Raw genomic sequence first — 24,744 nt, 5'->3', positions numbered from 1 at the left:
GTGGTTTATCTTCCGGTTAGTTTTTTAAAGCTAGTCAGTGCTTTCTTTCCCATCAAAGAAGCCTCAGCTTCGTAAAAGCAATCTGCAAAAGTTTTAGTATCATCGATGGTCTGTATGGCCAAAGCAGCGTTACATAACACAACACTATTCTGCTCATCAGTCCCCTTGCCATTTAACACATTCATAAATATCTCTGCAGATGACTCAACGGTATCGCCACCTTTTATCCGATCTTCAGATATTTGATCAAAGCCCAAATCACCAACTTTTAACAGGGCTTCACCTTTTTTGCTAAAGGTTTTGATATCGCAGGTTAAAGAAACCTCATCAAAACCATCAACAGCATGTAGAATAGTATAGTTTTTATCGGTATCCTGATATAAGTAAGCGTATAAACGCGCTAATTCCAGACTAAAAACACCTACAATCTGATTTTTAGGCTGTGCAGGATTTACCATTGGCCCCAACATATTGAAAAATGTTTTTACACCAAGCTCCTTACGGATAGGTGCAACAGTTTTCATCGCCGGATTAAACAATGGCGCGTGAATGAAGCAGATACCGGCATGATCCAGGCTTCTTTTTAGCACATCCTGATCATTGGTAAATGAATACCCCAGATATTCCATCACGTTAGAGGAGCCACAACCTGATGACACCCCATAGTTACCATGTTTAGCGACTTTATAACCTGCTCCAGCAGTAATAAACGAGGCCAGCGTAGAAATATTGAAAGTGTCTTTGCCATCGCCACCGGTACCACAAAGATCTACCAGTTCAAAATCAGAAAAGTCTAGTTTTACGCATAAATCAAGCATTGCATCCCTAAACCCCTGCAACTCTTCAACGGTAATATTACGCATCCCATAGGCAGTAATGAATGCAGCAATCTGCGAAGTATTAAACTCTCCCAACGCAATAGCCGTTAAAATTCTTTGTGCCTCGGATCGGCTAAAGGTCTTGTTTTCAAATAGGTGATTAAGTATTTTCTTCATGTTATGACTTCTAAAAGGAAGTTTGTAAAAAGCTTGTAAAACAAAAAAGGGCTGCCTTAAAGCAACCCTCAAATATTATTATATAAAATAAAAACGTTCAATACAGGGTTACACTACGCATTTGCGTTGTGCCACCACCAGTTATTAAGTCCGTTTGTTAGTATCATTATGGCAAATATGGAATTCCTTTTGCAAAGCACCAAATGTTTGTTAAAAAAAATTATTTAATGAGTGCATTTTTCTCTTTGGTAAAATGGTTGAAAACCAGCTTATCAGCCAACGCAGGCAGCAGTTTATTGATCCAAACCGTCAATTTCCCTTGTCCTGTCATAATTAGCGTCCGCTTACGGGCAACAATTCCATCAGCGATAGTGTGCGCAACCGTGTCAGCACTCATCATCTTTCCCTCTTCCATACTTGTCTCTCCATGCGAGGCCCCATCTTTAGCCAAAGCCGTAACCCGTATGTTAGAAGCTGTAAAGCCCGGACAGGCTACCATCACATGCACACCTGTTTTAAGCAACTCCGTACGTAAAGACTCCATAAACCCGTTCATCGCAAATTTTGAAGCTGAATAACCGGTACGACCTGGCAAGCCACGATAACCTGCTATTGAAGATACACCTACAATGCTCCCTTTCGCCTTGAGAATCTCTGGTAAAGCGTACTTAGTACAATAGACCGTACCCCAAAAATTCACATCCATCAGGTTTTTCAATACAGAAAGATCAAGTTCATCAAATAACGCACGCATAGATAAGCCTGCATTATTGATCAAAACATCAATTCTATTAAATGTAATTAAAGCTTGTTTGATCAACAATCTACAATCTTCTTCCTTGCTCACATCTGTTTGCACAGCCACGGCTTTTATACCATACTTGTTTTCCAGATCAGCTGTAATTTCGCAAAGGGTTACATATTGTCTGGCTGCCAGTACCAGATTAGCGCCGCGTTTTGCAAACTCTTCTGCACAAGCTTTACCAATACCCGATGACGCACCGGTAACTATAACTACTTTATTCTTAAAATCCATACGGGTTATTTAATTAATGAGTTGTGATAAGGTACCCGGGTAACAATTGATCGCCCTAACGTAATCTCATCAGCATACTCCAACTCGCCACCAAAAGCAATTCCCTTGGCGATAGTAGTAATTGGAATCTGAAAATCCTTAAGTCTTTTATATAAATAAAAGAGGGTTGTATCGCCTTCCATTGTGGCGCTTAATGCTAAAATAACCTCCTTTACGGGAGTTGTAGCCACACGCTGCACCAGGGAGTCGATAAAGAGATCGGAAGGCCCTACGCCATCCATAGGCGATATCAATCCACCTAGCACATGATAAACACCAAAGTATTGACCGGTATTTTCCACAGCCATCACATCGCGTGTATCCTCTACCACACAAATTACATCTTTATCCCTTTTATTGGCAGTACAGATGTCGCAAATGTTATGGTCAGAAATATTGTGACACACGCCACAGTGCTTTATTTCTTTTCTAAGTTTTATTACTGAATTTCCGAAATGGTCAACTTCTTCCTGTTCCTTATTCAAAAGATGCAATACCAGTCTCAGTGCCGTTTTTTGTCCTACACCTGGCAGCTTAGAAAATTCATTAACAGCGTCTTCAAGTAGCTTAGAAGAAAAATTCATGATACAAATTTATATTTTATCTGTGTAAACTCATGATGGTTTCTTACATTTAGTTGCTAAAAACATAATATGACTCCAGCTATACTTTTGTCTTTTTTAATTGGGTACTTTCTGATTTTGATCATTATTGCATTTGCAACTTCAAAAAAATCGTCTGACAACTCTACCTTTTTTATTGCCAACAGAAACTCCAAATGGTATTTGGTGGCTTTTGGGATGATTGGCACCGCATTATCCGGTGTAACTTTCATCTCCGTTCCCGGAGAAGTTGGTTCACCCGCTGGAAATCAATTCCAATATTTTCAATTTGTTTTGGGTAATGCGATCGGCTTCATCATTATAGCCACAGTCCTACTCCCACTTTATTATCGGATGAGGTTGACCTCTATCTACAGCTATATTGAGCAAAGACTAGGTTATTACAGCTATAAAACTGCCGCTTCCATCTTTTTAATCAGTCGTACCATAGGATCTGCTTTCCGCTTGTACCTCGTAGTAATTGTATTGCAAAGGTTTATATTCGACAGCTATGGAGTTCCCTTCTGGCTTACGGTATTAATATCCTTAGGACTGATCTGGTCTTACACCTTTAAAGGTGGATTAAAAACCATTATCATTACCGACACATTACAAACGTTTTTCCTGGTATTGTCGGTGTTTCTGACTATTTATTTTGTATGTACCAGTCTGCACATGAACATTCCGGAAGCCTTTGAGACCATTAAAAACAGCGGTTATTCTAAAATCTTCTTTTATGAAGACTTCCTCACCAGCAAGTTCCATTTCAGTAAACAATTGCTAGGAGGAATATTTGTAACCATTGCGATGACAGGCCTTGATCAGGATTTGATGCAAAAAAACCTAAGTATGAAAACTATAGGAGAAGCCCAAAAGAACATGTTCACCTTTACTGGGGTATTTGTTGTTTTAAATATCTTCTTTTTAAGTGTTGGTGCGTTACTATACATTTATGCTACAAAAAATGGTATAGAAATTCCTGTTGATTATGTTACTGGCAAACCTAGAACTGACTTTTTATTCCCTGAGATTGCATTCAACCACCTGGCGCTCATCCCGGGAGTTGTATTTATGCTTGGCTTAACCGCAGCAACTTTTGCGACCACAGACTCTGCTTTAACTGCATTAACTACTTCTTTCTGTGTAGATTTCCTACAAATGGATAAAGGTGATAATGGCAACTCCGCAAGTGCTGTACGCAAACGTCATATTGTACACGTTGCCTTTTCATTATTAATGTTCCTGGTCATCATTGTATTTAACGCCCTGAATGACCAATCTGTAGTCAATGGAATTTTTAGAGTGGCATCTTACACCTATGGCCCACTGTTAGGACTTTATAGTTTTGGACTTTTTGTAAAAAAACGTGGATTACACGACAAATTAGTTCCTTTCGTATGTATAATATCGCCGGCAATTTGTTACTTGCTAAATGAATACTCGGCCCAATTGTTGGGAGGTTACCAATTTAGTGTTGAATTGATCCTGGTCAATGGATTGATAACATTTATAGGCTTATTATTGATCAGCAAGAAAACTGATCAGCAAACAAAATTTTAAAAATACATCTGTGTATGACAAGTGAAGAGAAAATTAGAAGCGCTTTCGAAAATAAAAACTGGCAGGAAATAAAAGTTACAGACTCCTGGCAGATCTTTAAAATAATGGCCGAATTTGTTGACGGCTTTGAGAAATTAGCTAAAATAGGTCCATGTGTATCGATCTTTGGATCAGCAAGAACTGCAGAAACAAATAAATACTATGAAATAGCCGTTGAATGCGGTCGATTATTAACTGAACGTGGATATGGAGTAATTACAGGCGGTGGGCCAGGTATTATGGAAGCTGGAAATAAAGGCGCCCACATGAATGGTGGTAAATCCGTAGGATTGAACATAGATTTACCTTTTGAACAGTTTCACAACAAATATATCGACCACAATAAACTCCTGGAATTCGATTACTTCTTTATCAGAAAAGTAATGTTTATGAAATATTCTCAGGGCTTTATTGTATTACCTGGCGGAATGGGCACAATGGATGAGTTATTTGAAGCTATTACGCTGATACAAACCGGCAAAGTTGCACGTTTTCCTATTGTATTAGTTGGAAAGGACTATTGGGGCGGGTTAATAGACTGGATTACGAATACGATGTTACAGAAAGAACACAATATCCATGCTGAAGATTTAAACCTTTTTAGATTGGTTGATACTGCTGAAGAAGCTGCTGAGCATATCTTCAGATTCTACGACAAATATGTATTGAAACCGAATTTCTAACGGGCTAATATATTACTATAAAAAGATCAATTATTGTTCGCCTCGCCAAATCTTTTGCTGAAGGGCAAAATCTTTGCATGTCGGCTCACAACATTTGATCTTTTTATTTGAAATCGTCTAACAAACCAACCATTCAAAGATCCAGCTTAGTATAGCTGGTTTTCTATGTTATCCCAAAATCTCGTGGATTTTCTCTGTAGGCCTTGCGACTACAGCTCTATCGCCTGATACTAATATCGGGCGTTCTATTAAGATAGGATCTATCACCATCGCAGCAATCCATTCTTCATCAGAAAGCTCCTTCCCCTTATATTTCTCCTTATAAATCGCTTCTGTTTTACGAACCAATTCATGAGCTCTAATACCAAGCTTACTAATAATAGAACGCAACTCCTCTGCAGTTGGCGCGGCTTCCAGATAATTTACAATTTCAAACTCCTCTCCGCTTTCTTCTAAAACAGCCAAAGCACACCTGCTTTTACTACATCTGTTGTTATGATAAATCTTTATCATTTTTATAAAATTAAATCTGATTAAACACCTCTCCAATTTGTAAGCCTACCTATCCGTCTTGCCGGTTGTTAGTCATTCCAGAAAAAATTGATTGTTGTGAGCCGACATGCAAAGATTTTTCCCTTCAGAAAAAGATTTGGCGAGGCGAACAATGATCAATTTTTCACCCAAAATGGCTAACCCCGCCAGACACCACCAATTTCATGGCATCAGCAGCACTCATATTTAATGGCTTTATTTTCTCATGCTTCACAATGTACACCTGCCCTGCAAATGAATAAGAAAACGGGAAATACACGATAGACTCTCCAGGCAGATTGATAGATTTCAAATCACCCTGGGTAAGAAAACCAATTCGCTTCAAATCACCTTCCACTTCTACTAAAACAGGATTATTAAACTTCTTTTCATCCCCCACAAAAGCCTCAGTAAGGTCCTTTATAGAAGAATAAATAAACTTTAAAAATGGCACTTTATCTAGTAAACGCTGAAACCAATTGTACATTGGTTCAGTAACAAAATACGTTACAAAAATACCTGCCAGTAATATCAATGAAACGACTAGGGCAAGGCCTAAACCAGGAATATTTCTACTTGCACCTGTTTTGGGGTCAACCCCCAGAATGTTATTTACATTTAACCAGCTATCCACTGTTGTGACAGCCCAGATTACGATAAAAATACTTAATGCAATAGGGAGTACGATTAACAATCCTTTGATCAGATAATTCAGTAACGCCCTGCCAATTCTATTCATAATGCAAACTTAGATAAAAACTTTAAAATCATGTGCAACAACTCTATTCGTAAAAATACACGCGCTTAACCCGCTGAGAAACATTGGTCAGGATCTCATAAGGAATTGTTCCAATTTGCTCGGCCAATTTGGAAATAGTTAACTGATCATTAAATACAATCACCTCATCCCCCGTTTTCACATCCAGTCCAGTTACATCCAACATACACATATCCATACAAATCACGCCAACCGTTGGAACAAGCTTTCCCTTAATCAGCATACTCCCTACTCCATTACCAAAGGCACGACTATAACCGTCGGCATAACCAATCTTTACAGTAGCAATAGTACCCCCTTCAGGTAATAGGCCCTTACGCCCGTAACCTACAGTTTCATTAGGTTTAATTTGCTTAACCTGGGTAATGGTTGTTTTTAAAACGGCCACAGTCTGCAAGCCTTTATTGTTTTTTAATCCCCCATCAAAACCATACAGACCAATTCCAATCCGCACCATATCCAATTGTGCTTCCGGATGGCGCGAAACCCCTGAAGTATTGGAAATGTGTTTAATAAATTTATAGTCAAGTGCACGGCCAATTGCATCAGCAACAGTCTTAAACAATGCTATCTGGTGTTTGGTAAACTCATCATGCATCCCCTCTTCACTTCCAACCAGGTGAGAGAATACAGAGGCCACTTTTATTTTTTTAGTGTCAGTCAGTACTTTTAAAAGTTCCGGCAAATCTGGTTCTTCAAAACCAAGACGATGCATTCCTGTATCAATTTTTAAATGGACAGGATAATCAAACTCAGGCACGAAACTGATAAAGCTTTTTAGAATCTCTAAATTATATAATTCTGGTTCGAGCTTAAAACGAACAATCGCATCGAAGGCGGAAGGCTCAGGACTCATAACCATGATTGGCATTTTTATCCCCGCTTTTCTTAAAGCAATTCCTTCATCAGCATATGCAACAGCTAAATAATCTACTTTATGATATTGTAGCAAATTGGCAATTTCAAAACTACCGCTACCATAAGAAAAAGCCTTAACCATTGCCATTACTTTAACACCAGGTGCAAGCTTGCTACGATAAAACTGCAAGTTACCTGCCAGCGCATTCAAATCTACTTCCAAAACCGTATCATGCACTTTTTGTGCGATCAATTTACTGATCCGCTCAAACTCAAACTTTCTTGCCCCTTTAACCAAAATTGTTTCATTACTGAAATGCATAGCAGGGAAACTCTCTATGAAGCCTTGTGTATTTTCGAAGAAAGTAGTTTCAAGATCAAAGAGGTCTGCCGAGGCAGTAATATGTGGACCGATACCAATTAATCTGTCTACATCTTTTTGTTTTAAAAGTGAGGCAATTTCGCTGTAAAGAACTTCATTTTTTTTACCCGTTTCAGAAATATCAGATAAGATTAATGTTCTTTTGGCATGTTGGTTCTGGATGTTCAGAAAATCTAATGCAATAGCAAGTGAAGATATATCTGCGCTATAAGAATCATCAATTATTGAGCAGTTATTAATACCATTTTTCAACTCCAGCCGCATACTTACTCTGGTTAGTTTTTCCAGACGTTCATCAGCTTCCTCGGGAGTATAACCAAGCGCTAGTAAAGTCGCCCAGCAAATGATACCATTCTCAACAGAGGCTTTATCACTAAATGGAATCAGACATTCAATTTCATGTCCCTTAAACTTTGCTCTAATGTAATTTCGCCCATCAATGGGCTCTATAAATAAAATTTGAAGGTCTGCTTGCTCTTTAAAGCTCCAGGAAAACTTTTGCTGTCCAGGCAAATCATTCTTACTTATCCCCTCAGTATATTCAGGAGCATAAATAAATAGAGAGGTGTCTTTAAACAATTTAAGTTTTTCATGTAGCTTTTCACTTAGCGAAGAGAAGCCTTCAGCATGAGCTTCACCAACATTTGTCAGAATGCCTATTGTAGGCTGAATGATATCAGCCAACACCTCCATTTCATTAGTTCTTGAGATACCTGCTTCAAAAATACCTAAAGTATGATCAGCACCTATTTCCCAAACAGAAAGCGGTACACCGATCTGAGAATTAAAACTTTTTGGACTCCTGATAATATTAAAATCAGCCGCCAGCAACTGGTACAACCATTCTTTAACAATAGTTTTACCATTACTTCCTGTTATCCCCAATACCTCTAAATTGTATAACTTACGGTTATATTTCGCAAGTGTTTGCAAAGCAACCAACACATCCTTAACCAGCAAAATATTCGCATCAGGATACTTTTCAGCATATTTACCATCACTTATCACAAAACTACGAATACCATTAGCATAAGCATCCGCAAGGTATTCATGACCATCTCTTTTACCACTCAAGGCAAAAAATAAGGAGCCATCCGGATCTATCACCGTCCTGCTGTCAATCACTAATTTCCTAATTACTGCATCTTGTGCTTTTTTAAAAGATGCAATGTTTAGCAGTGCTGCAATATGATTAATTGTATAAGGGGAAATGCTCATTTGGCAAAATTAAGCTTATGCTTCAAACTTCATACATTTTATATTTTTTATGAGCAGGACTTTTATCAATTTTTGTTGCAAGAAATATCCTCTGTTCATTTTTACGATAAAAAAAGTTCGTTTTGAAGATCTGGTCACAGTTCTCATTCAACCGCCATAGGCGCTGAACAAAAGGAACAAAAAGAATGCCCTAAAAAGTTGGTCTATTTCAATTAGTTGCTTAGTTTTACTTCGAGAGCGTTAAGGCGTCCTGCTTCTTTTAGCAGGGCGCCTTTTGCTTAGCACAAATGCTGCGCTTAAATTTATGAAGCATGTTGATGTAAAATAGACTCTAGTAAAGCGCTTGATTCTTGCTCCGGACTAATCAAATCCTGTAAAGTAACCCGATCCAACAACTGATCAACCGTAAGCTGTATCATCTGCCACAGAGAGCGAATGGAGCAATCAACAGAGTTGGTACACAACTTTAAAGCCCCAGGATAATCCTGACAAAATTCCTTACTAAACAATGCCCCACCCAAAACTTTCATTACCTGATTAATATTAATTGCTGTAGCCGGACGCGCCAACACATAGCCACCCTTATAACCAGGTGTACTATTGATATAGCCAGCGATCCGCAAAGTACGCGTAAGCTTGCCCACATAGGCTGTAGAAATCCCCTCGATTTCACTTATAGCTGGGATACTAATTCCTTCCTTTTGATCATGTCTTGCAATACGAAGTAAAATCCTTAGCCCATATTCCTCTTGTGCAGTAATCTTCATTTTCTTTAAAATCTTTAATTACATCATTCCCAACTCAAACCGGGCGGTTTCCGACATCATATCCCTGTTCCATGGTGGATCCCAGGTTACAATAACAGTAACCTCATTTACCCCTTCAATCTCTTTCACTTTCTGCTCTACCTCCTGAGGGATAATCTGTGCAGCAGGGCAACCGGGCGCAGTAAGTGTCATTACTATCTGCACGTTATTTAACGGGGGCAAAATCTCCGTTTCGTAGATCAAGCCAAGCTCGTATATGCTGACCGGTATTTCTGGATCATATATGGTCTGCAAACAATCAATAACTTTCTGTTTTAATTCTTCCTTATCCATGACCTATTTATTTTTTTCGCCCTCTTGCATCATCTTATAAGCAAGCGCGTAATTTTTCATTTGTTTAATCATGGCCAGCAAACCATTAGAACGGGTTTGGGCCAAATGTGTCATCATACCAATTTCAGCTATAAAATCCATTTTCGCTGTTAATATATCTTCTGGACTATGTCCCGATAGTACCTTGATCAACATGCTAATTAAACCTTTAACAATAACAGCATCACTGTCGGCCTTAAAAACCACTATCCCATCTTCATACGAAGCGGTAAGCCAAACGGTAGACTGACATCCTTTAATCTTATTCTCTTCTATCTTATATTGATCCTCAAGAACCTCTAGTTTTTTACCCAGATCGATAATGTATTCGTACTTATCTTCCCAGCTGTCAAACAAGGCAAAATCTTCAACAATCTCCTTTTCAATTTCAGCAATTGATCTCACATTCATTACAATAACATTTTTAAAGCCTTATGTAAACAAGTAACCAGCACATCTATTTCCTCCTTCTGATTGTACAATGCAAAAGAGGCTCTTACTGTACCCGGAATACCAAAACGTTTCATTAAAGGCTGTGTACAATGGTGACCTGTCCTAACCGCAATTCCCATATTATCGAGTAATACACCGATATCCTGTGGATGTACGCCTTCGATCACAAAAGACACCAAACTCACTTTATCCTTAGCATTACCGATAATTTTAAGTCCCGGAATTGCCTCTAGCTCGGTAGTTGCATAAGCTAATAGTTCCGCTTCGTGCTTTCTGATTCGATCTTTTCCTACGCTTTTAATAAAGTCCAAGGCTGTTTTTAAAGCAATAGTATCTGCAATATTTGGCGTACCAGCTTCATATTTATAGGGCAGATCATTGTAGGTGGTCTTTTCGAAGGTCACCTCTTTAATCATTTCTCCACCACCTTGAAAAACAGGCATATTTTCGAGCAATTCCTTTTTACCATACAAAGCACCAACGCCTGTTGGCCCATATACTTTATGCCCAGAAAAGGCAAAGAAATCACAATCCATATCCTGTACATCGATATCCAGATGAACAGCAGATTGTGCCCCATCAACCAATACTTTAGCACCAACCCGATGTGCTGCAGCGATCATCTCTTTAACAGAATTTACGGTACCCAACGAATTAGATACCTGCACAATAGACACCAATTTGGTCTTATTGCTCAGCAATTCCTGGTAAACGTTCATCGCCAGTTCGCCGTTATCTTTTACAGGAATTACTTTTAAAATAGCACCCTTTTCTTCACAGAGGATTTGCCATGGAACAATATTAGAATGATGCTCCATCCCCGAAATAATGATTTCATCGCCAGCATCAATATTTTCTCTCCCCCAGGTATATGCGACCAGATTAATGGCCTCGGTAGTTCCTCTTGTAAAAATAATCTCTTCCACAAAAGCAGCACCTACAAATTCCTGCACAGCAAAACGTGTAGCTTCGTAAGCCAATGTAGCCTCTTCGGCCAAAGTATGTATGCCCCGATGGATATTGGCATTATAGTGCGAATAATAATGGCTCAACGCATCAATCACACTTTGTGGCTTTTGCGAAGTAGCTGCATTATCAAAATAAACCAGTGGTTTACCCTTTACTGTTCTACCTAAGATCGGGAACTGCCCCCTTAATTCTGATACCGTCATGTTACACAATAGATAAGTGTTCGTAAATCAGTTTTTCCACGTAAGCACGAATAGCCATCGGTTTAATATGAGCCAAAACATCAGCTGCATAAGCTTGTAAAAGCAATACTTCCGCTTTATCTTTAGGGATGCCTCTTGCTCTTAAATAAAACAAGGCTTCCTCATCAAGCTGCCCTACGGTACAACCGTGCGAACATTTCACATCATCAGCAAATATTTCAAGCTGTGGTTTAGTATTTATAGTTGCGTTATCTGATAACAGAATATTTTTATTGGATTGAAAGGAATTGGTTTTCTGCGCATCAGGCTGCACCATAATCTTACCATTAAATACAGCAGTCGAGAAATCATCAGCAATGCCCTTATACAATTGATTGCTAAAACAATTGGGTTGTTTATTGTCAATCATCGTATGGTTATCAGCATGAGTCTTACCCTTTAACAAATAAAGGCCGTATAAATGAGTTTCATTACCCGCTGCATCAAGTACCAGGTTCATATTGTTGCGAACAACACCCCCATTTAGGGTTACAGTTACCGTGTGTACGTAACTACGTCCAATTTGGGTAATATGAGTCGTGCTTACCTGACTGGCATTGCTTTTATCATTTTGTATTTTATAATACTCTACATAAGCATTTTGGTCAACTACTACCTCTAGCACCCCATTGCAAAAACTATCAGATACCCCTAAAGTTGCATAAGTCTCTGTCAACTGTAACCTACTGTTTTCAGCAACATAGATTAACCCGCGGGGCTGCGCCATCACAGGATGATCCCTGCCATCTAAAATATGATATATATACAAGGGATGTTGTGGTGTTTTCCCTTTATGGATATACACAAAAACTCCTTCTTCAATAAAAGCGCCATTCAATGCATGAACACCATCCTTCATATATTCGCTGCTTTTATTTAAATAGCGAGCTACTAAATCCTTGTATTCACCCTTTGCGGCATCCTTTAATGATAAAACAGTCAACTCATCATCGGTAGAAAGAATATTAGAAAGTGTAGCATCAAAGCGTCCATTTACAAACACCAGCTCGTTAGCTTTATGGTGCCCAGGCATCCGTAAAGCGTCCAGATCAGCAAGTGTAATCGTATGTCCGGCTTGCGCAAAGCTTTCATCAAACAAGTTACTGATACTGGTATATTTCCAATCTTCCGTCCGATAAGTAGGTAGACCAGTCTTATTAAAGCTGTCGAAGCTATTTTTTCTAATTACAGCAATACCATCATCAGCACTTGCTTGTTGCAAGTGTTCAAACCGGTCATTTAAATAAGTTAAATCAATCATTGTCTATTGCTTTAAAATCTGCTGTTAAGCATTTAAATCAACTCCTTCAGTAATAAAATCGTAGCCCTTTTCTTCTAGTTCCAAGGCCAGTTCTTTAGTCCCCGATTTCACAATTCTTCCATTGTACAGTACATGAACATAATCAGGTTGGATATAATCCAGCAAGCGCTGATAGTGGGTAATCACCAATACGGCCCTTTCTGGACTATGCAGTTTATTGATACCATTGGCAACAATACGCAGGGCGTCAATATCCAAACCAGAGTCCGTTTCGTCAAGGATAGCCAGTTTTGGTTCGAGCATAGCCATCTGAAAAATCTCGTTACGCTTCTTTTCACCACCCGAAAAGCCTTCATTGATAGAACGGCTCAATAACGACTGGTCAATTTCTACCAACTTCATTTTCTCTTTCATGATCTTTAAAAAAGAAACTGAATCAAGAGGTTCCAAACCATGATACTTACGCTTCTCATTAACAGCAGCCTTGATAAAATTGGTGGTGCTTACCCCCGGTATTTCAACAGGGTATTGAAAAGCTAAAAATAACCCTTCACGAGCCCTATCTTCAGGAGAAAGTTCCAATAAATCTTTATCTAAAAAACTCACCTCACCCGCCGTCACTTCATATTGTTCTCTACCTGCCAAAACCGAAGCCAGTGTGCTTTTACCAGAACCATTTGGCCCCATAATGGCATGCACCTCTCCGGCTTTTATTTCCAGGTTAATCCCTTTTAATATTTCTTTACCTTCTACGTTTGCGTGTATATTTTTAATTGACAACATATTCTTATAATTATCGGTTTACCCTACACTACCTTCCATACTAATGGTCAGCAGTTTTTGTGCTTCTATGGCAAATTCCATAGGTAGCTGGTTCATTACTTCTTTAGCAAATCCATTTACAATCAGCGCAACTGCTGCTTCCGGATCAATACCTCTTTGTCTACAATAAAAAAGTTGGTCTTCACCAATTTTTGAGGTTGTCGCCTCATGTTCTACAATTGCAGTCTTGTTTTTTACTTCTATATATGGAAAAGTATGCGCGCCACATTTATCACCAAGCAATAAAGAATCGCATTGTGAATAATTACGGGCATTTATTGCTTGTTTACTAGCCCTCACCAAACCACGATAGCTATTCTGACTGTGACCCGCAGAAATTCCTTTAGCCACAATCCTGCTCCTGGTATTTTTTCCCAGATGCATCATTTTAGTACCTGTATCAGCTTGCTGATGATTGTTGGTAAAAGCTACCGAATAGAACTCGCCGATAGAATAATCGCCCTTTAAAATCACACTGGGGTATTTCCAGGTGATAGCCGATCCGGTTTCTACCTGAGTCCAGGAAATTTTTGAATGATCTCCTTTACATATCCCCCTTTTGGTTACAAAATTATAAATGCCACCCTTGCCCTCTTTGTCGCCCGGATACCAGTTTTGAACCGTTGAATACTTAATTTCAGCCTTTTCCATAGCGATCAATTCCACAACAGCGGCGTGCAACTGGTTCTCATCACGCATTGGCGCAGTACAGCCCTCAAGGTAACTCACGTAGCTTTCATCTTCGGCTACGATTAGCGTACGCTCAAACTGACCTGCATTTTCTGTATTGATACGGAAGTAAGTGGACAATTCCATTGGACAGCGTACCCCTTTAGGGATATAGCAAAAAGACCCATCAGTAAACACGGCTGAGTTTAGAGCCGCAAAATAGTTATCAGTCATGGGCACTACCGAACCCAAGTGCTTTCTCACCAATTCTGGGTGTAGCTGTATGGCTTCACTGATGGAACAAAAGATGACACCTATCTCAGCCAACTGCTCCTTAAAGGAAGTAGCGATAGAAACACTGTCCATCACCACATCTACGGCAACACCAGTTAAACGCTTTTGCTCGGATAAAGAAATACCCAGTTTTTCGAAAGTGCTTAACAACTCAGGATCTACTTCATCCAAACTGTTTAATTGCTTTTTCGGCTTCGGGGCTGCATAATAGATGATATCCTGATAATCAATTATCGGATATTTCACATTCGCCCAGTCGGGCTCTACCATTTTTAACCAATAGGCATAGGCTTTGAGTCGCCATTCGAGCATCCATTCCGGTTCATTCTTTTTATGGGAAATCAGCCGGATTACATCCTCATTAAGACCTTTTGCAATCGTGTCGGTATCTATATCTGTTACAAATCCGTACTTATAATCATTTGATACGGCCTGCTCCAGGGGACCTTGTTTCTCTTTCATATTCAAATATTTTTTGAACCGTTAGACTATACCCCAAAGATACCCCCTTTTGCTTATTTATACAAAAGAGTATAAACAGAGAAATGTAAGATTTGCGATGGCTTTAAGCTACAGCCTTAAACCAAGTCCCAATTCAAAATCACCGTTTGTATATCCGCTAAATGCATGAGGAACTGAAGAGTAGATACCAGAAAAACTTAAGGTCTTATATTTTATCCCAAAACCAAATGTTGCATTTTCCGAACTGTGGTACAGACCAAAGACATTAAACCTATCCTGAGCAAAAGTTACATTCAGACCTCCATCCACAATACCATCAGCTTCTTTAACACCTCTGTAGCAAAGCTTAGGTTCCAGGCCAACATCTCCATACTGTTTACCCATATTAAACTTATAGCTAAGCGCAGTAAAGAAGGTGGAGTAATTCATTTGATTCCTTTTATCTCTATCCATAAAGTTATTCAGGTTAAGAATTGCTCCTTGAACGGTTATTCCCCTACCGGTGTAAGCCACACCAAAATCGCCATCTATAACAGCACCACGTTCATTAAAACGACTTATATTCACATCAGTAGCATCACCTTTTATGGAACGCTCATCAGCTTTTTCATTCAAAATCCCAACGGAAAGGCCGAAATGCAACTTATCTTTCTCATTTAGTTGTAAGTGGTAAGCATAACTCCCCAGTACCCTTGTCCGCCTTAGCAGCCCAGCCTTTTCATTGGACACGTTTAGCCCTATGGCAGCTTTATCAAAAGCATAAGTACCTGTCAAAGCCTGCTCCGTCAGGGCACCAGGTACAGAATTGAGTTGTTTACGATAGCTTAAATCGAAGGAAGTCCCCCCATCTAAGCCAGCCATAGCAGGATTAATTAAATACTGGTTCTGATAAAAAGCTGCAGCCAAAGGCTTCAGCTGTGCATTTGCATGAAGCATAAATACAAAAGAGAACAGGACGATTAATGCGCTCTTTTTTTTACAACGGAGACCATTGTCATAAAATGATAATGTCATATTAAATTCGCTTGAGTTTAAAATCTATTTATTTCTGATGATCGTGATGAAGCCTTTAATCTTCTTTTCCGACGCCCCTGTACTTAACATATAATAGTAGGTACCTTCGTTCAGGAGATTTCCATTCAACATTCCATCCCATTCATTATCATAGCCCTTTTTAGAATAAACCAATCTTCCGGCCTTATCAAATACGCTGACCTCATTATTGGGATACATTTTAATATTCTCTATGATCCATCTGTCGTTTACCCCATCTCCATCCGGAGTGAGCAGATTTGCGGCCTCCATAGGGTAAAGTTTTTCAACAGGCTCCTCAGGTTTTGGTTTTTCGTCGTATACTACTTCATAGGCAAATGGTATAGCCGAAGGCCCTACAAATTTCGGCTCAAGCGCACTGATAAAAATCGGGCTATTGCCTTTGTATTCATCTGCGCCAATATCTTTGGCCCCTGTCCTCGGTTGCCTTTCAAAATCAACAGAAACCTCATTAAAATCTCCCTTTGCAGCGTCTATAGCCGGACTCCACTGATCGAGTCTTAAAACCTTGTAAGCCAAATGATCTGCGCAAGCCCCATTTAAGTCTTTGCATTTGGGCTGTACCAACTTAGGATCAATGTTCCTGATCTGATCTGGGGTAGCACTGATTCCAATCGAAGACAAACCTGTTGGGTACATGATATTACTGGCAAAGCTTAGCCCTGCAAGCGCAGCAGTACTAAATGATTTTACAATAGGAGCGGTATTATCGACAACAATGTTATTTGAAATGGAGCAGTTTATCGGATATTTAGGATACTTCCCATTGTTATCAAACCCAATCTCAATATTCGATTTGTTGTTAACAAATGTGTTAAAAGCTACAGTGATATCTTCTGGCAAGTAATGATCTGAAAGACTACTGGAACTATTTGTCACATCCCCATTTGTTAAAGTAATTGCCGCATCCCATTTTGAGCCTGTAAGTCCCTGAAAATAGTTATTAAGAATTTTGTGGCCTTTCCCATAAGCCCTAACCCCACCGCAACCAATGGTATTGCTGGCCCCGGATTCAGGATCGGTATACACCGCAGTCTTACCCTCACCAAAGAAATAATTTCCTTCGGCAATAGTACCTGTCCCCTGGCGCAGACATAGCGTCCCAAGACAGCGCTGAAAAGTATTGAACCTTACCGTATTATCGCATGATTTTATCGATACGATTTCAGGATCTCCATCACAATCCTGAAAAAGATTGTATTCTATCACTGTAAATCCACTGCTTTTAGACAAAGGGCTTACGCCCACTCTAATGCTTTCTTTTTCATTGGCAGCCCTTGGGCCATTATTTTTAAACACATTATAACTAATGGTGTCGTGCTGTGACTGCTGATTATAATTTCCATCCAGCACGATATACTTACCGGATTGCGTTTTACCATCAAAGCTGTTATGATCAATCAGATTGTGACCAGAGCGCAACGGTAGCGGACTGGCAAAAGTATCACCTATATAAATCCAATTGCATGAGCTGGTTTCTTTAATTTCAAAGATATTCCCGGTGATCCGTACCCTACTGCAATTCTGTATTTTAATCCCTGTACCTATTGAAGCACTTTGAAAGGAAAAGCCTTTAATAGTCAAATACTTTAAACTCTCAAGGGTTAATGCCGTATTGCCATTTAAAATAGCCTTCCCCTGGTTTTTAGCCCTGATAACAATAGGTTTGGTCTGACAGCCAGAACGTGTTATCGTTAAAGCACTAAGGTTGTAACTCCCATCTTCCACTTCAATGACATCCCCCGGATTCATAGCACTCAAAGCAGTTTTAAATTCGGCAACCGTGGTTACAACTCTTTTAACGGCCGGGGTTGTAATCTCGCCGATATTAGCGCCAATCGTTAGGTTTCCGCTCAGCGTGATTGATTTCGATAATTCATTTCCTGTAAGTCCACCCGTCCATCCGTTGAATTGAGAACAGGCATCATAAACGATGGTAGCGGTTACCTTTGTCTCTTTATAATACTTGTTATCCGCTGCTGCAGGCGACAAGGTGATTTGCCCATTTACAGGCTGATTTATACTGATCACGTATTGTGGTGGTGGATTCCCGAGATCAACCCCAGTAGTTGCACCCACGGTCATATTTCCGGTTACCGAAAAACTTTTCACTAGCTCTGTGCCGCTAAGATCCCCTGTCCAACCATTATTCTTATATCCTTGTGGGAGCGTAAGCGTTGCTGTAACCTGCTGACCAAGCTCATATGATGCAGTCGCAGGACTTAATGTGATCGTTCCATAATCGGGCTGACTAAGCGTAATGGTTCTTGAAGTGGCAGAGGCGCCAAAAGAGATATCATGTATTGGATTCGTCCCAATATACATCTGATCTATAAAAAATTCAGAACTGGCAACTTGACTATCCGAAGTGTGATTAAAACGAAGAGAGTGAAATTGCTTAATAGATGCTATGCGGGCTCCACTTGCCGTAGGTGTATAACTTTCCCTGAGGTTAAATTCCGTATCAACAAGTACTCCGTTAATGGCCACCTTATATTTTTCTCCAGCCAAATCAGCTTTAACACTGATCCTCACCCAGTCTTTACTGGTCCATACTCCAATATTAACCGCAGCAGAGCCGTTATAGGCTTTGATTTTGTTATCAGTACTGAGCTCAATAACAAATATCCGCTTAGCGCTGTTCCCAAACAAATCATAGGCATTGATAGCTACTCCTTTTGTCGCAAATGAGACCGGATTTAACCAAATATCCGTATAAATATCACCCGTTAGGCCTGCCACAATGCCCGAGTAAGGAATAAAATCCACCAACAACGCAGCGTTGTCGGCCTTCATATTCACAGATTGAGAACCGGATTTAACAGTATTAGTTGCCGAGACGACCGCATTTCCGGCCTTTACTTTCCAATTGTTCTGATCATTTAGGTTTCCTGAAACATACCCATCTGTTGTTTCAAATGAAGTTTGCAATGCAACCTGGGCCTTAGTTTTATCAACTAAAAATAGCCCCAGTATCATGCAAAGGCACAATGCTAGTTTATTCATACTTTTGGTTTTAAAGTACAAGGTGGTTAAACCTCACACTTTTTCGTTTGGTTAGCGATTACATTTGGTTCACCAATAATTGGTAAACCAATTATTGGTGAACCAAATGTAATCATTAAAATGACTCTTCAAAATAGTTTAAGAAATTAATTGAGGGTTGAAAAACCAAACCAACACAAATAGACAGCAAAAAGCCTCTTAGTTTTCGCTAAAAGGCTTTATTATCAATTGGATTTTACTATTCAGTTAATAAGTAGGAACAATCAATATGGTATTTGCTACTTCACGCTCCCCAGCATGGTCATATTTCTTGTTGTCTGCGGGGTAGCTCACCACGCCCTGTTCAGGCTCCCCTTTGATGTACATCGCAGATGATCCCCCACCGTCCAGATTAAGGGCTGTGACACATCCCAGCCAGCGCATGGTTTGTTGAAGTTCGCTTAGATTCATACCTGCAGATTCTTCTGCACGGCCATCCACCACCAATAACACAATAGAACCATCAATCATTTTACCTACCGCAGTACGAGGGTGACGCTTCTGACTGAATGCATCCGCAGAAATAGGTAAATTTTGACCATTTAGCAACAGCAATGGTCCTGAAGTCATCACATCCTGTGCCTGGATACTATTTTCCCAATCAAAATTAAGCGTATCGGCACTTAAAATAACCATACCACTATCATTCACTGCAATAAGTCCCTGTTGATATCTTTTTCGTGCCGTTTGCTTGGCGACTATTTTATTCGGGGCCACCAACTGGCCGTCTTTTCGCAAGTAAGTGATTGAGCGGTTATAATCAAGTTTCGAAGGTTCCAGTTTGGGTACCTGATTTAATCCAGGATGATCATCTGGATCTGCACCACGCATTTTAAAAAATGAACCGTTAATACCTGCCAGCGCATGGTATTTCATAGCTTGTTGCGAGGTGGTTTCTAATGAATCAGAATAACCAACTGCTAAACGAATGCCATTAGCGTGTGGGGATATAATGATCAAATTGATGTTTTCATTTGCAGCAAACAGATTGCGATGCGTAAAATGTATGTTTTTCCAATAAACCTGGGGAGTCAGTTCCTTGACAGCCCATTCAGCATTGACCAATGCAATAGAGTCCGTTTGCGCAAGCAATTGAAGACTTAATAGTAAAGCGCAAAATAACATATAACACTTTTTCATAGGCTTATCTTATTAAGATGTTAAGTTAACATTTATACATAACAAATGGGATTCTGAATCAAGGAGAATAATTCTGCAAAGAATATCGTAAACAAAAAAAGAGAGAACCTCATTGCTGAAATTCTCTCTTTCTAATTGTACTCAGAGCGGGAATCGAACCCGCACGACTTTTAAGGTCACAGGATTTTAAGTCCTGCGTGTCTACCAGTTCCACCATCTGAGCATTTTCCCAATATCCGTGGGGAAATATCTTTTAAAATAAAAGCCCTCTTTGAAGAAGGCTTTAGAGCGAAAGACGAGATTCGAACTCGCGACCCCGACCTTGGCAAGGTCGTGCTCTACCAACTGAGCTACTTTCGCATTGGTATTGTTTTGCTACATCTATAACATGCAGTCTTTTGTACTCAGAGCGGGAATCGAACCCGCACGACTTTTAAGGTCACAGGATTTTAAGTCCTGCGTGTCTACCAGTTCCACCATCTGAGCATAATCGTTATCAACTTACATCGATAGGATTAATTTTATAAATATCTTCCTGGTATTGAAAATATTTAGAGCGAAAGACGAGATTCGAACTCGCGACCCCGACCTTGGCAAGGTCGTGCTCTACCAACTGAGCTACTTTCGCATTGATTAACATCATCCGATGTCTTCCCTTTTTAGAGCTAGATAATTACTTATCTTGTTTCCGTTTGGGATTGCAAATATAAAGACTTTTATTTTACCTCCAAGTTATTTTTAATAAAAAAAACACCTTCTAAACTAACTCACTGGCCTTCAATACATCAATTATCAAATCTTTTTCAAATCCTTTGCTCATGAGGTAGCTAATCAGTTTATACTTCCGTTTAAAAGGATCATTTTCTTTAATTAAAGGAGCTTTTTTCTGTGCTGTAATCAAAATAGCATTCAAATAATCATCGTAATCAATTGCATTCAGCGCACGCTGAATCATTTTATCTGGTATCCTTTTTAGTTTTAAGCCCTGCTTTATTTTAATCTTTCCCCAACGTTTGATCTTGAACTTGCCCGAAACATAAGCTTCAGTGAAGCGTTCCTCGTTCAAAAAGTTCGTCTGTATAAGCTCCGAAATCAACTCTTCAACATCATCCGACCATAAGCCCCACTCGTATAATTTATCACGAATCTCCTGCTGTGCACGCTCCTGATAAGCACAATAATGCTCAGCTTTTGCTAAAGCTGCCTTCTTGTCCAGTTTAATCTTCTTTTTTTCTTGCCCTTCTTCCATCATGCTTTTCAGAAATGCTAAAAATTACTCCGCTGCTGTCTCTTCCAGTTTACCTTCTTTGTTACGCTTTAATGCCACCTTAGGTTTCTCCTGCGTTCCAGTAATGCTCAAAGGAATACCAAACAAGCCAAATGGTGGCAATCCTAGTCTACCACTCATATTTAAACGACCATCAAAACTCACCTGACCTTCAAAACGAGGTCTGAAGCCAGCAACACGCATTTTAAACCTTTCGATATTAATGATATTCTTTGCTATAGTACTTTTGATCTGCACCTCCGATACATCCTGGTTACTTAAGCTATCTCTATTAGTAGCCTTACTTACGGCATTCATAAACTTAAAGCCCATCAGACTTACTTTTTTAACAGAAAGTACCCCCTGTCCCTTTAAAGATGGATATACGGGCATCATATTGCCATCTAACTTACCGGATAATTGATAATCCAATCCAACAACGCCTTTAACCTTTGAAGCTGAAGTCGCTAAATCTCTAAACAATTTAATTTCTTTATACGCCTTTGCAATGTCAAACTCCTTTGCAAGCACACGATAATCAAAAGTGGCTGATACTGGTGTTAAGCTTTTGTACTTAGCATCCATAGTTACCGCAGCACCAACTAAATTAAACGCGGCCTGATTTAGGTTCAATGTGCCATTATTTAATACCAGATTGCCCTTAGCATTTTTTATATCTAATCCGTTGTAATAAACCGAACCAGCATTGGCGGTTACCGATACATTTAAATTATCAGGAATGATGACCACTCCCGTTGTTGCAGCCTTACTTCCTTTCGCTGCAGTACTGCCTCCATCATTATAGGCCATCAACTCGTCAACAAATAACTTTCCGCTTTTCAGGTTAAAATTACCCGTCAACTTAGCCTTATCCGCAAGCACATAGTTAACTACATTGCCCAGAAAGCCTTCCATACTAAAATCAGACTTACCATAACTTCCTTTAAAGTGTTCAAACTTCATCTTGTCCTGGTTAAACGAAAATACGCCCTTATTTACCAGGAACGACTTCGGAAACAGATCCGAGTTCAAAGTCATTTCCTTAACAGTCACTTTCCCCCTATTGTCTAACTTATTATATCTACCGGCCATAGCATCACTCTGCAAGCCACTAAAAGATACATCAGTAAAAATCGATCCTTTTACATCGTAACCCTTTATAGCAAACAAACGATACATTTTACCAATATCAATACTCCCTTTCGAAGTAATCTTATACTTCACATTTTCCAGATTTTGTACCGCAGCCTTCAACTCAAATGGTTGACCGCCCATTTGAAAAGAGACGGGTTTAATGTTCATTATCGTGCTCTTTAGCGTGCCATCTCTATTTGTTAGTACCCCATCAACAGAAATCTGTTCTAGTGCCTGATCAAAATGGGCCGTTTTAATTCGGCCATTATTCAATAAAATTGCAGCTTCAGTAACAGGGAATTGTTTTTTAGCTTTGTTATATCCCCCCTTGCTCTTCACATTCAGATTTAACTTACCACTCAGTTCCAAATCTTTTAATGGATAAAAATCCTTGATTTCAGCAAAGTTCAACAAACCATTTAATTCTACATCAATTGGAGTTTTACCCGAAGTCCGCAACTTCGCAAAGCCTCGGATATAATTAGATAAAGCCTGGATATTCAGATCTGTCAATTCAAGCTCAGTATGTTTATAATCACCATCCGGATTTGTACCATTGATGTTAAAATTGATCTTATCTATTGGCGACGCTACCGCGTGATGTTTAAAGTAACCGTCTTTTAACGAGCTTACCAGTTTAAATTTAGGGATCGTCGCGATTACCGTATCTACTTTCCTAAGTCCGCTGCGTACTACCTTTTTTGTATAAGTTCCTTCCGCATGAAAATCCATTGCGAATCGGCCCTTAAGCTGATCTATTTCAAAAATCTTTGCCCACTTCTCTAAATCTATATTTGCACGACTTTGCATGTATACTTCCGGCGTAACTAAACCTCTTAAATTTACCATAGCTCCAACATAATCCTTCCCTATATTAAAATAAAGACTATCCATATTGACATACAAACTGTCAGGATTTAATGATGGTAACTTGGTTTGAAGGTTTAAATACAACTTACTTATAGGCTCAGGTACCTTTGGATTAGAAATCTCTCCCTCACGTATTTTTAAATTAAATGATAGCGTAGGCATGATATTCTTACCTGCCAAATATTTACCTATTAAGGAAGCTTTTATCTCAGCATAGCCCTTCATATTTGTCCGTTCCATACGCTCGGCAATAGCTGGTGGCATGGCCGAAAAAATATTATGCAAATCAGTTTCTTTAGCTTTTGTCCTAAAATTTATGTCATAGCCACCCTCTATAAAAGAAAACTTGCCCACAAAATGAATTGGCAGTGAATTAATCTGCAAATCATTTTCATTGAACATTAAATCTAAGGAGTTGGTATTGATCTTAGTTACCAATCGGGCATTTATTTTTTTATTCAGCAAATAAGGCTCATTGTTATAATAAACATCCAGTGCCTCGATTTTGGCATTACTGGTCAGATCAAAAATAGCTTTACTCAAATCGCCCTTTCCAGAATAGTTTAATCCGCTAGCACTTATCAACATCGGTACAGATTGATCCTGATAAGTAAGCTTACTTTTATTGATATATATACTTTCAATTTTTATAGCTGTAGCGGCAGTATCCTGCTTTACAGCCGTTGTTGTATCGCTACTTTCATAAACATTATAATTCGCATTTCCCTTTTCATCCACCTTAATATTAATAACGGACTCATTTAAAAACACCTTGTCGATCTTGATCTGCGACGAGAATATCGTACTCAAATTAACACCAAAAGACAGTTCTTTACTATATAGCAATGTATCCTGCTCAAACGGAGCCGCTCCTTTAAGCATAAACTCATTTAGGCTAAGGGTTAAAGATGGAAAATGCTTAAAAAAAGAAAGACTAGTACTTTCAAACTTTACCTCACCCTTTATATTTTTATTAATAGCTTTTTGTATTTCTTTAGAAATGGTCTCTGGAAACAAATATGGACCAACGAATAACAGTAGGAATACCGTAGCGAAAGCTATTCCTGTAATTTTTAAAACTCTTTTCAATTTTATAAAAAATTTAAATCCTTGCAGCAGCTACAAAGATAATTTTTTATTTAACTAAACGACTGCTACTTAATTTAACTATGGCATAATTACCATAGTTAAATTAAGGCAGAT

Annotated in this window: 20 protein-coding genes and 4 tRNA genes; 2 read left to right on the top strand and 22 right to left on the bottom strand. The window is 39.1% G+C overall.

What is annotated here, in order from left to right:
* Positions 1-5 precede the first annotated feature (5 nt).
* The 3 genes from trpD to recR all read right to left on the bottom strand — a co-directional run bounded on the left by trpD (position 6) and on the right by recR (position 2,654).
* On the bottom strand, positions 6-995 hold the full coding sequence (trpD, locus tag BLS35_RS07285; protein WP_090779321.1) for an anthranilate phosphoribosyltransferase: 990 nt from the start codon (positions 993-995) through the stop codon (positions 6-8).
* Positions 996-1,215: 220 nt separating this feature from the next.
* On the bottom strand, positions 1,216-2,031 hold the full coding sequence (locus BLS35_RS07280; protein WP_090779319.1) for an SDR family oxidoreductase: 816 nt from the start codon (positions 2,029-2,031) through the stop codon (positions 1,216-1,218).
* A gap of 5 nt (positions 2,032-2,036) precedes the next feature.
* Complete coding sequence (gene recR, locus BLS35_RS07275) at positions 2,037-2,654, bottom strand: recombination mediator RecR (RefSeq protein WP_090779317.1); 618 nt, start codon at positions 2,652-2,654, stop codon at positions 2,037-2,039.
* Positions 2,655-2,723: 69 nt separating this feature from the next.
* Here recR and BLS35_RS07270 point away from each other — a divergent pair, with 69 nt between their 5' ends.
* Both BLS35_RS07270 and BLS35_RS07265 read left to right on the top strand, forming a co-directional pair.
* On the top strand, positions 2,724-4,232 hold the full coding sequence (locus tag BLS35_RS07270) for a sodium:solute symporter (protein WP_090779315.1): 1,509 nt from the start codon (positions 2,724-2,726) through the stop codon (positions 4,230-4,232).
* Between the two features lie 14 nt (positions 4,233-4,246).
* Complete coding sequence (locus BLS35_RS07265) at positions 4,247-4,954, top strand: LOG family protein (protein WP_090779313.1); 708 nt, start codon at positions 4,247-4,249, stop codon at positions 4,952-4,954.
* Between the two features lie 168 nt (positions 4,955-5,122).
* Here BLS35_RS07265 and arsC read toward each other — a convergent pair whose 3' ends face one another.
* The 19 genes from arsC to BLS35_RS07170 all read right to left on the bottom strand — a co-directional run bounded on the left by arsC (position 5,123) and on the right by BLS35_RS07170 (position 24,630).
* Entirely contained in the window at positions 5,123-5,467 is a 345-nt protein-coding gene (gene arsC, locus BLS35_RS07260) for an arsenate reductase (glutaredoxin) (protein WP_090779312.1), read from the bottom strand.
* A 163-nt stretch (positions 5,468-5,630) separates the two neighbouring features.
* Positions 5,631-6,224 carry a DUF502 domain-containing protein gene (locus BLS35_RS07255; RefSeq protein ID WP_090779310.1) on the bottom strand — a complete coding sequence of 198 codons (594 nt, stop codon included), beginning with the start codon at positions 6,222-6,224 and terminating at the stop codon, positions 5,631-5,633.
* A 43-nt stretch (positions 6,225-6,267) separates the two neighbouring features.
* Positions 6,268-8,721, bottom strand: coding sequence for a bifunctional UDP-N-acetylmuramoyl-tripeptide:D-alanyl-D-alanine ligase/alanine racemase (locus tag BLS35_RS07250; RefSeq protein ID WP_090779308.1), 2,454 nt, complete (start codon positions 8,719-8,721; stop codon positions 6,268-6,270).
* A gap of 302 nt (positions 8,722-9,023) precedes the next feature.
* The gene (locus BLS35_RS07245) at positions 9,024-9,488 is read right to left on the bottom strand and encodes an RrF2 family transcriptional regulator (RefSeq protein WP_090779306.1); all 465 of its coding nucleotides are present in this window, start codon (positions 9,486-9,488) and stop codon (positions 9,024-9,026) included.
* A gap of 18 nt (positions 9,489-9,506) precedes the next feature.
* Complete coding sequence (locus tag BLS35_RS07240; RefSeq protein ID WP_090779303.1) at positions 9,507-9,821, bottom strand: iron-sulfur cluster assembly protein; 315 nt, start codon at positions 9,819-9,821, stop codon at positions 9,507-9,509.
* A gap of 3 nt (positions 9,822-9,824) precedes the next feature.
* The gene (locus BLS35_RS07235) at positions 9,825-10,271 is read right to left on the bottom strand and encodes a SufE family protein (protein WP_090779301.1); all 447 of its coding nucleotides are present in this window, start codon (positions 10,269-10,271) and stop codon (positions 9,825-9,827) included.
* Positions 10,271-11,485, bottom strand: a complete 1,215-nt coding sequence (locus tag BLS35_RS07230) for a cysteine desulfurase (RefSeq protein WP_090779299.1) — start codon at positions 11,483-11,485, stop codon at positions 10,271-10,273. Before BLS35_RS07230 ends, BLS35_RS07235 begins: the two co-directional genes overlap by 1 nt.
* Position 11,486: 1 nt before the next feature.
* Entirely contained in the window at positions 11,487-12,785 is a 1,299-nt protein-coding gene (sufD, locus tag BLS35_RS07225) for a Fe-S cluster assembly protein SufD (RefSeq protein ID WP_090779297.1), read from the bottom strand.
* A gap of 24 nt (positions 12,786-12,809) precedes the next feature.
* The gene (gene sufC / locus BLS35_RS07220; protein ID WP_090779295.1) at positions 12,810-13,568 is read right to left on the bottom strand and encodes a Fe-S cluster assembly ATPase SufC; all 759 of its coding nucleotides are present in this window, start codon (positions 13,566-13,568) and stop codon (positions 12,810-12,812) included.
* An 18-nt stretch (positions 13,569-13,586) separates the two neighbouring features.
* A complete protein-coding gene (gene sufB, locus BLS35_RS07215; RefSeq protein ID WP_090779292.1) occupies positions 13,587-15,032 on the bottom strand; it encodes a Fe-S cluster assembly protein SufB in 1,446 nt (481 codons plus the stop codon).
* Between the two features lie 108 nt (positions 15,033-15,140).
* The gene (locus BLS35_RS07210) at positions 15,141-16,046 is read right to left on the bottom strand and encodes a PorP/SprF family type IX secretion system membrane protein (protein ID WP_090779291.1); all 906 of its coding nucleotides are present in this window, start codon (positions 16,044-16,046) and stop codon (positions 15,141-15,143) included.
* Between the two features lie 24 nt (positions 16,047-16,070).
* Complete coding sequence (locus BLS35_RS07205) at positions 16,071-19,091, bottom strand: chondroitinase-B domain-containing protein (protein WP_090779289.1); 3,021 nt, start codon at positions 19,089-19,091, stop codon at positions 16,071-16,073.
* Between the two features lie 246 nt (positions 19,092-19,337).
* Positions 19,338-20,270, bottom strand: coding sequence for a phosphodiester glycosidase family protein (locus BLS35_RS07200; RefSeq protein ID WP_090779288.1), 933 nt, complete (start codon positions 20,268-20,270; stop codon positions 19,338-19,340).
* A gap of 138 nt (positions 20,271-20,408) precedes the next feature.
* Positions 20,409-20,493: transfer RNA gene (locus BLS35_RS07195), tRNA-Leu, on the bottom strand.
* 64 nt (positions 20,494-20,557) lie between these two features.
* Positions 20,558-20,630, bottom strand: a tRNA-Gly gene (locus tag BLS35_RS07190).
* 41 nt (positions 20,631-20,671) lie between these two features.
* Positions 20,672-20,756, bottom strand: a tRNA-Leu gene (locus tag BLS35_RS07185).
* Between the two features lie 69 nt (positions 20,757-20,825).
* Positions 20,826-20,898, bottom strand: a tRNA-Gly gene (locus BLS35_RS07180).
* Between the two features lie 129 nt (positions 20,899-21,027).
* Positions 21,028-21,519: a regulatory protein RecX gene (locus BLS35_RS07175; RefSeq protein WP_090779285.1), complete on the bottom strand. Its 492-nt coding sequence runs from the start codon at positions 21,517-21,519 to the stop codon at positions 21,028-21,030.
* Between the two features lie 24 nt (positions 21,520-21,543).
* The gene (locus tag BLS35_RS07170) at positions 21,544-24,630 is read right to left on the bottom strand and encodes an AsmA family protein (protein WP_090779283.1); all 3,087 of its coding nucleotides are present in this window, start codon (positions 24,628-24,630) and stop codon (positions 21,544-21,546) included.
* Positions 24,631-24,744 lie beyond the last annotated feature (114 nt).

This window comes from Pedobacter sp. ok626 (genome assembly GCF_900100435.1).
Lineage (GTDB): Bacteria > Bacteroidota > Bacteroidia > Sphingobacteriales > Sphingobacteriaceae > Pedobacter.
Note: the sequence above shows the minus strand (reverse complement) of the source record. Positions and strands in the feature narration are given on the sequence as shown.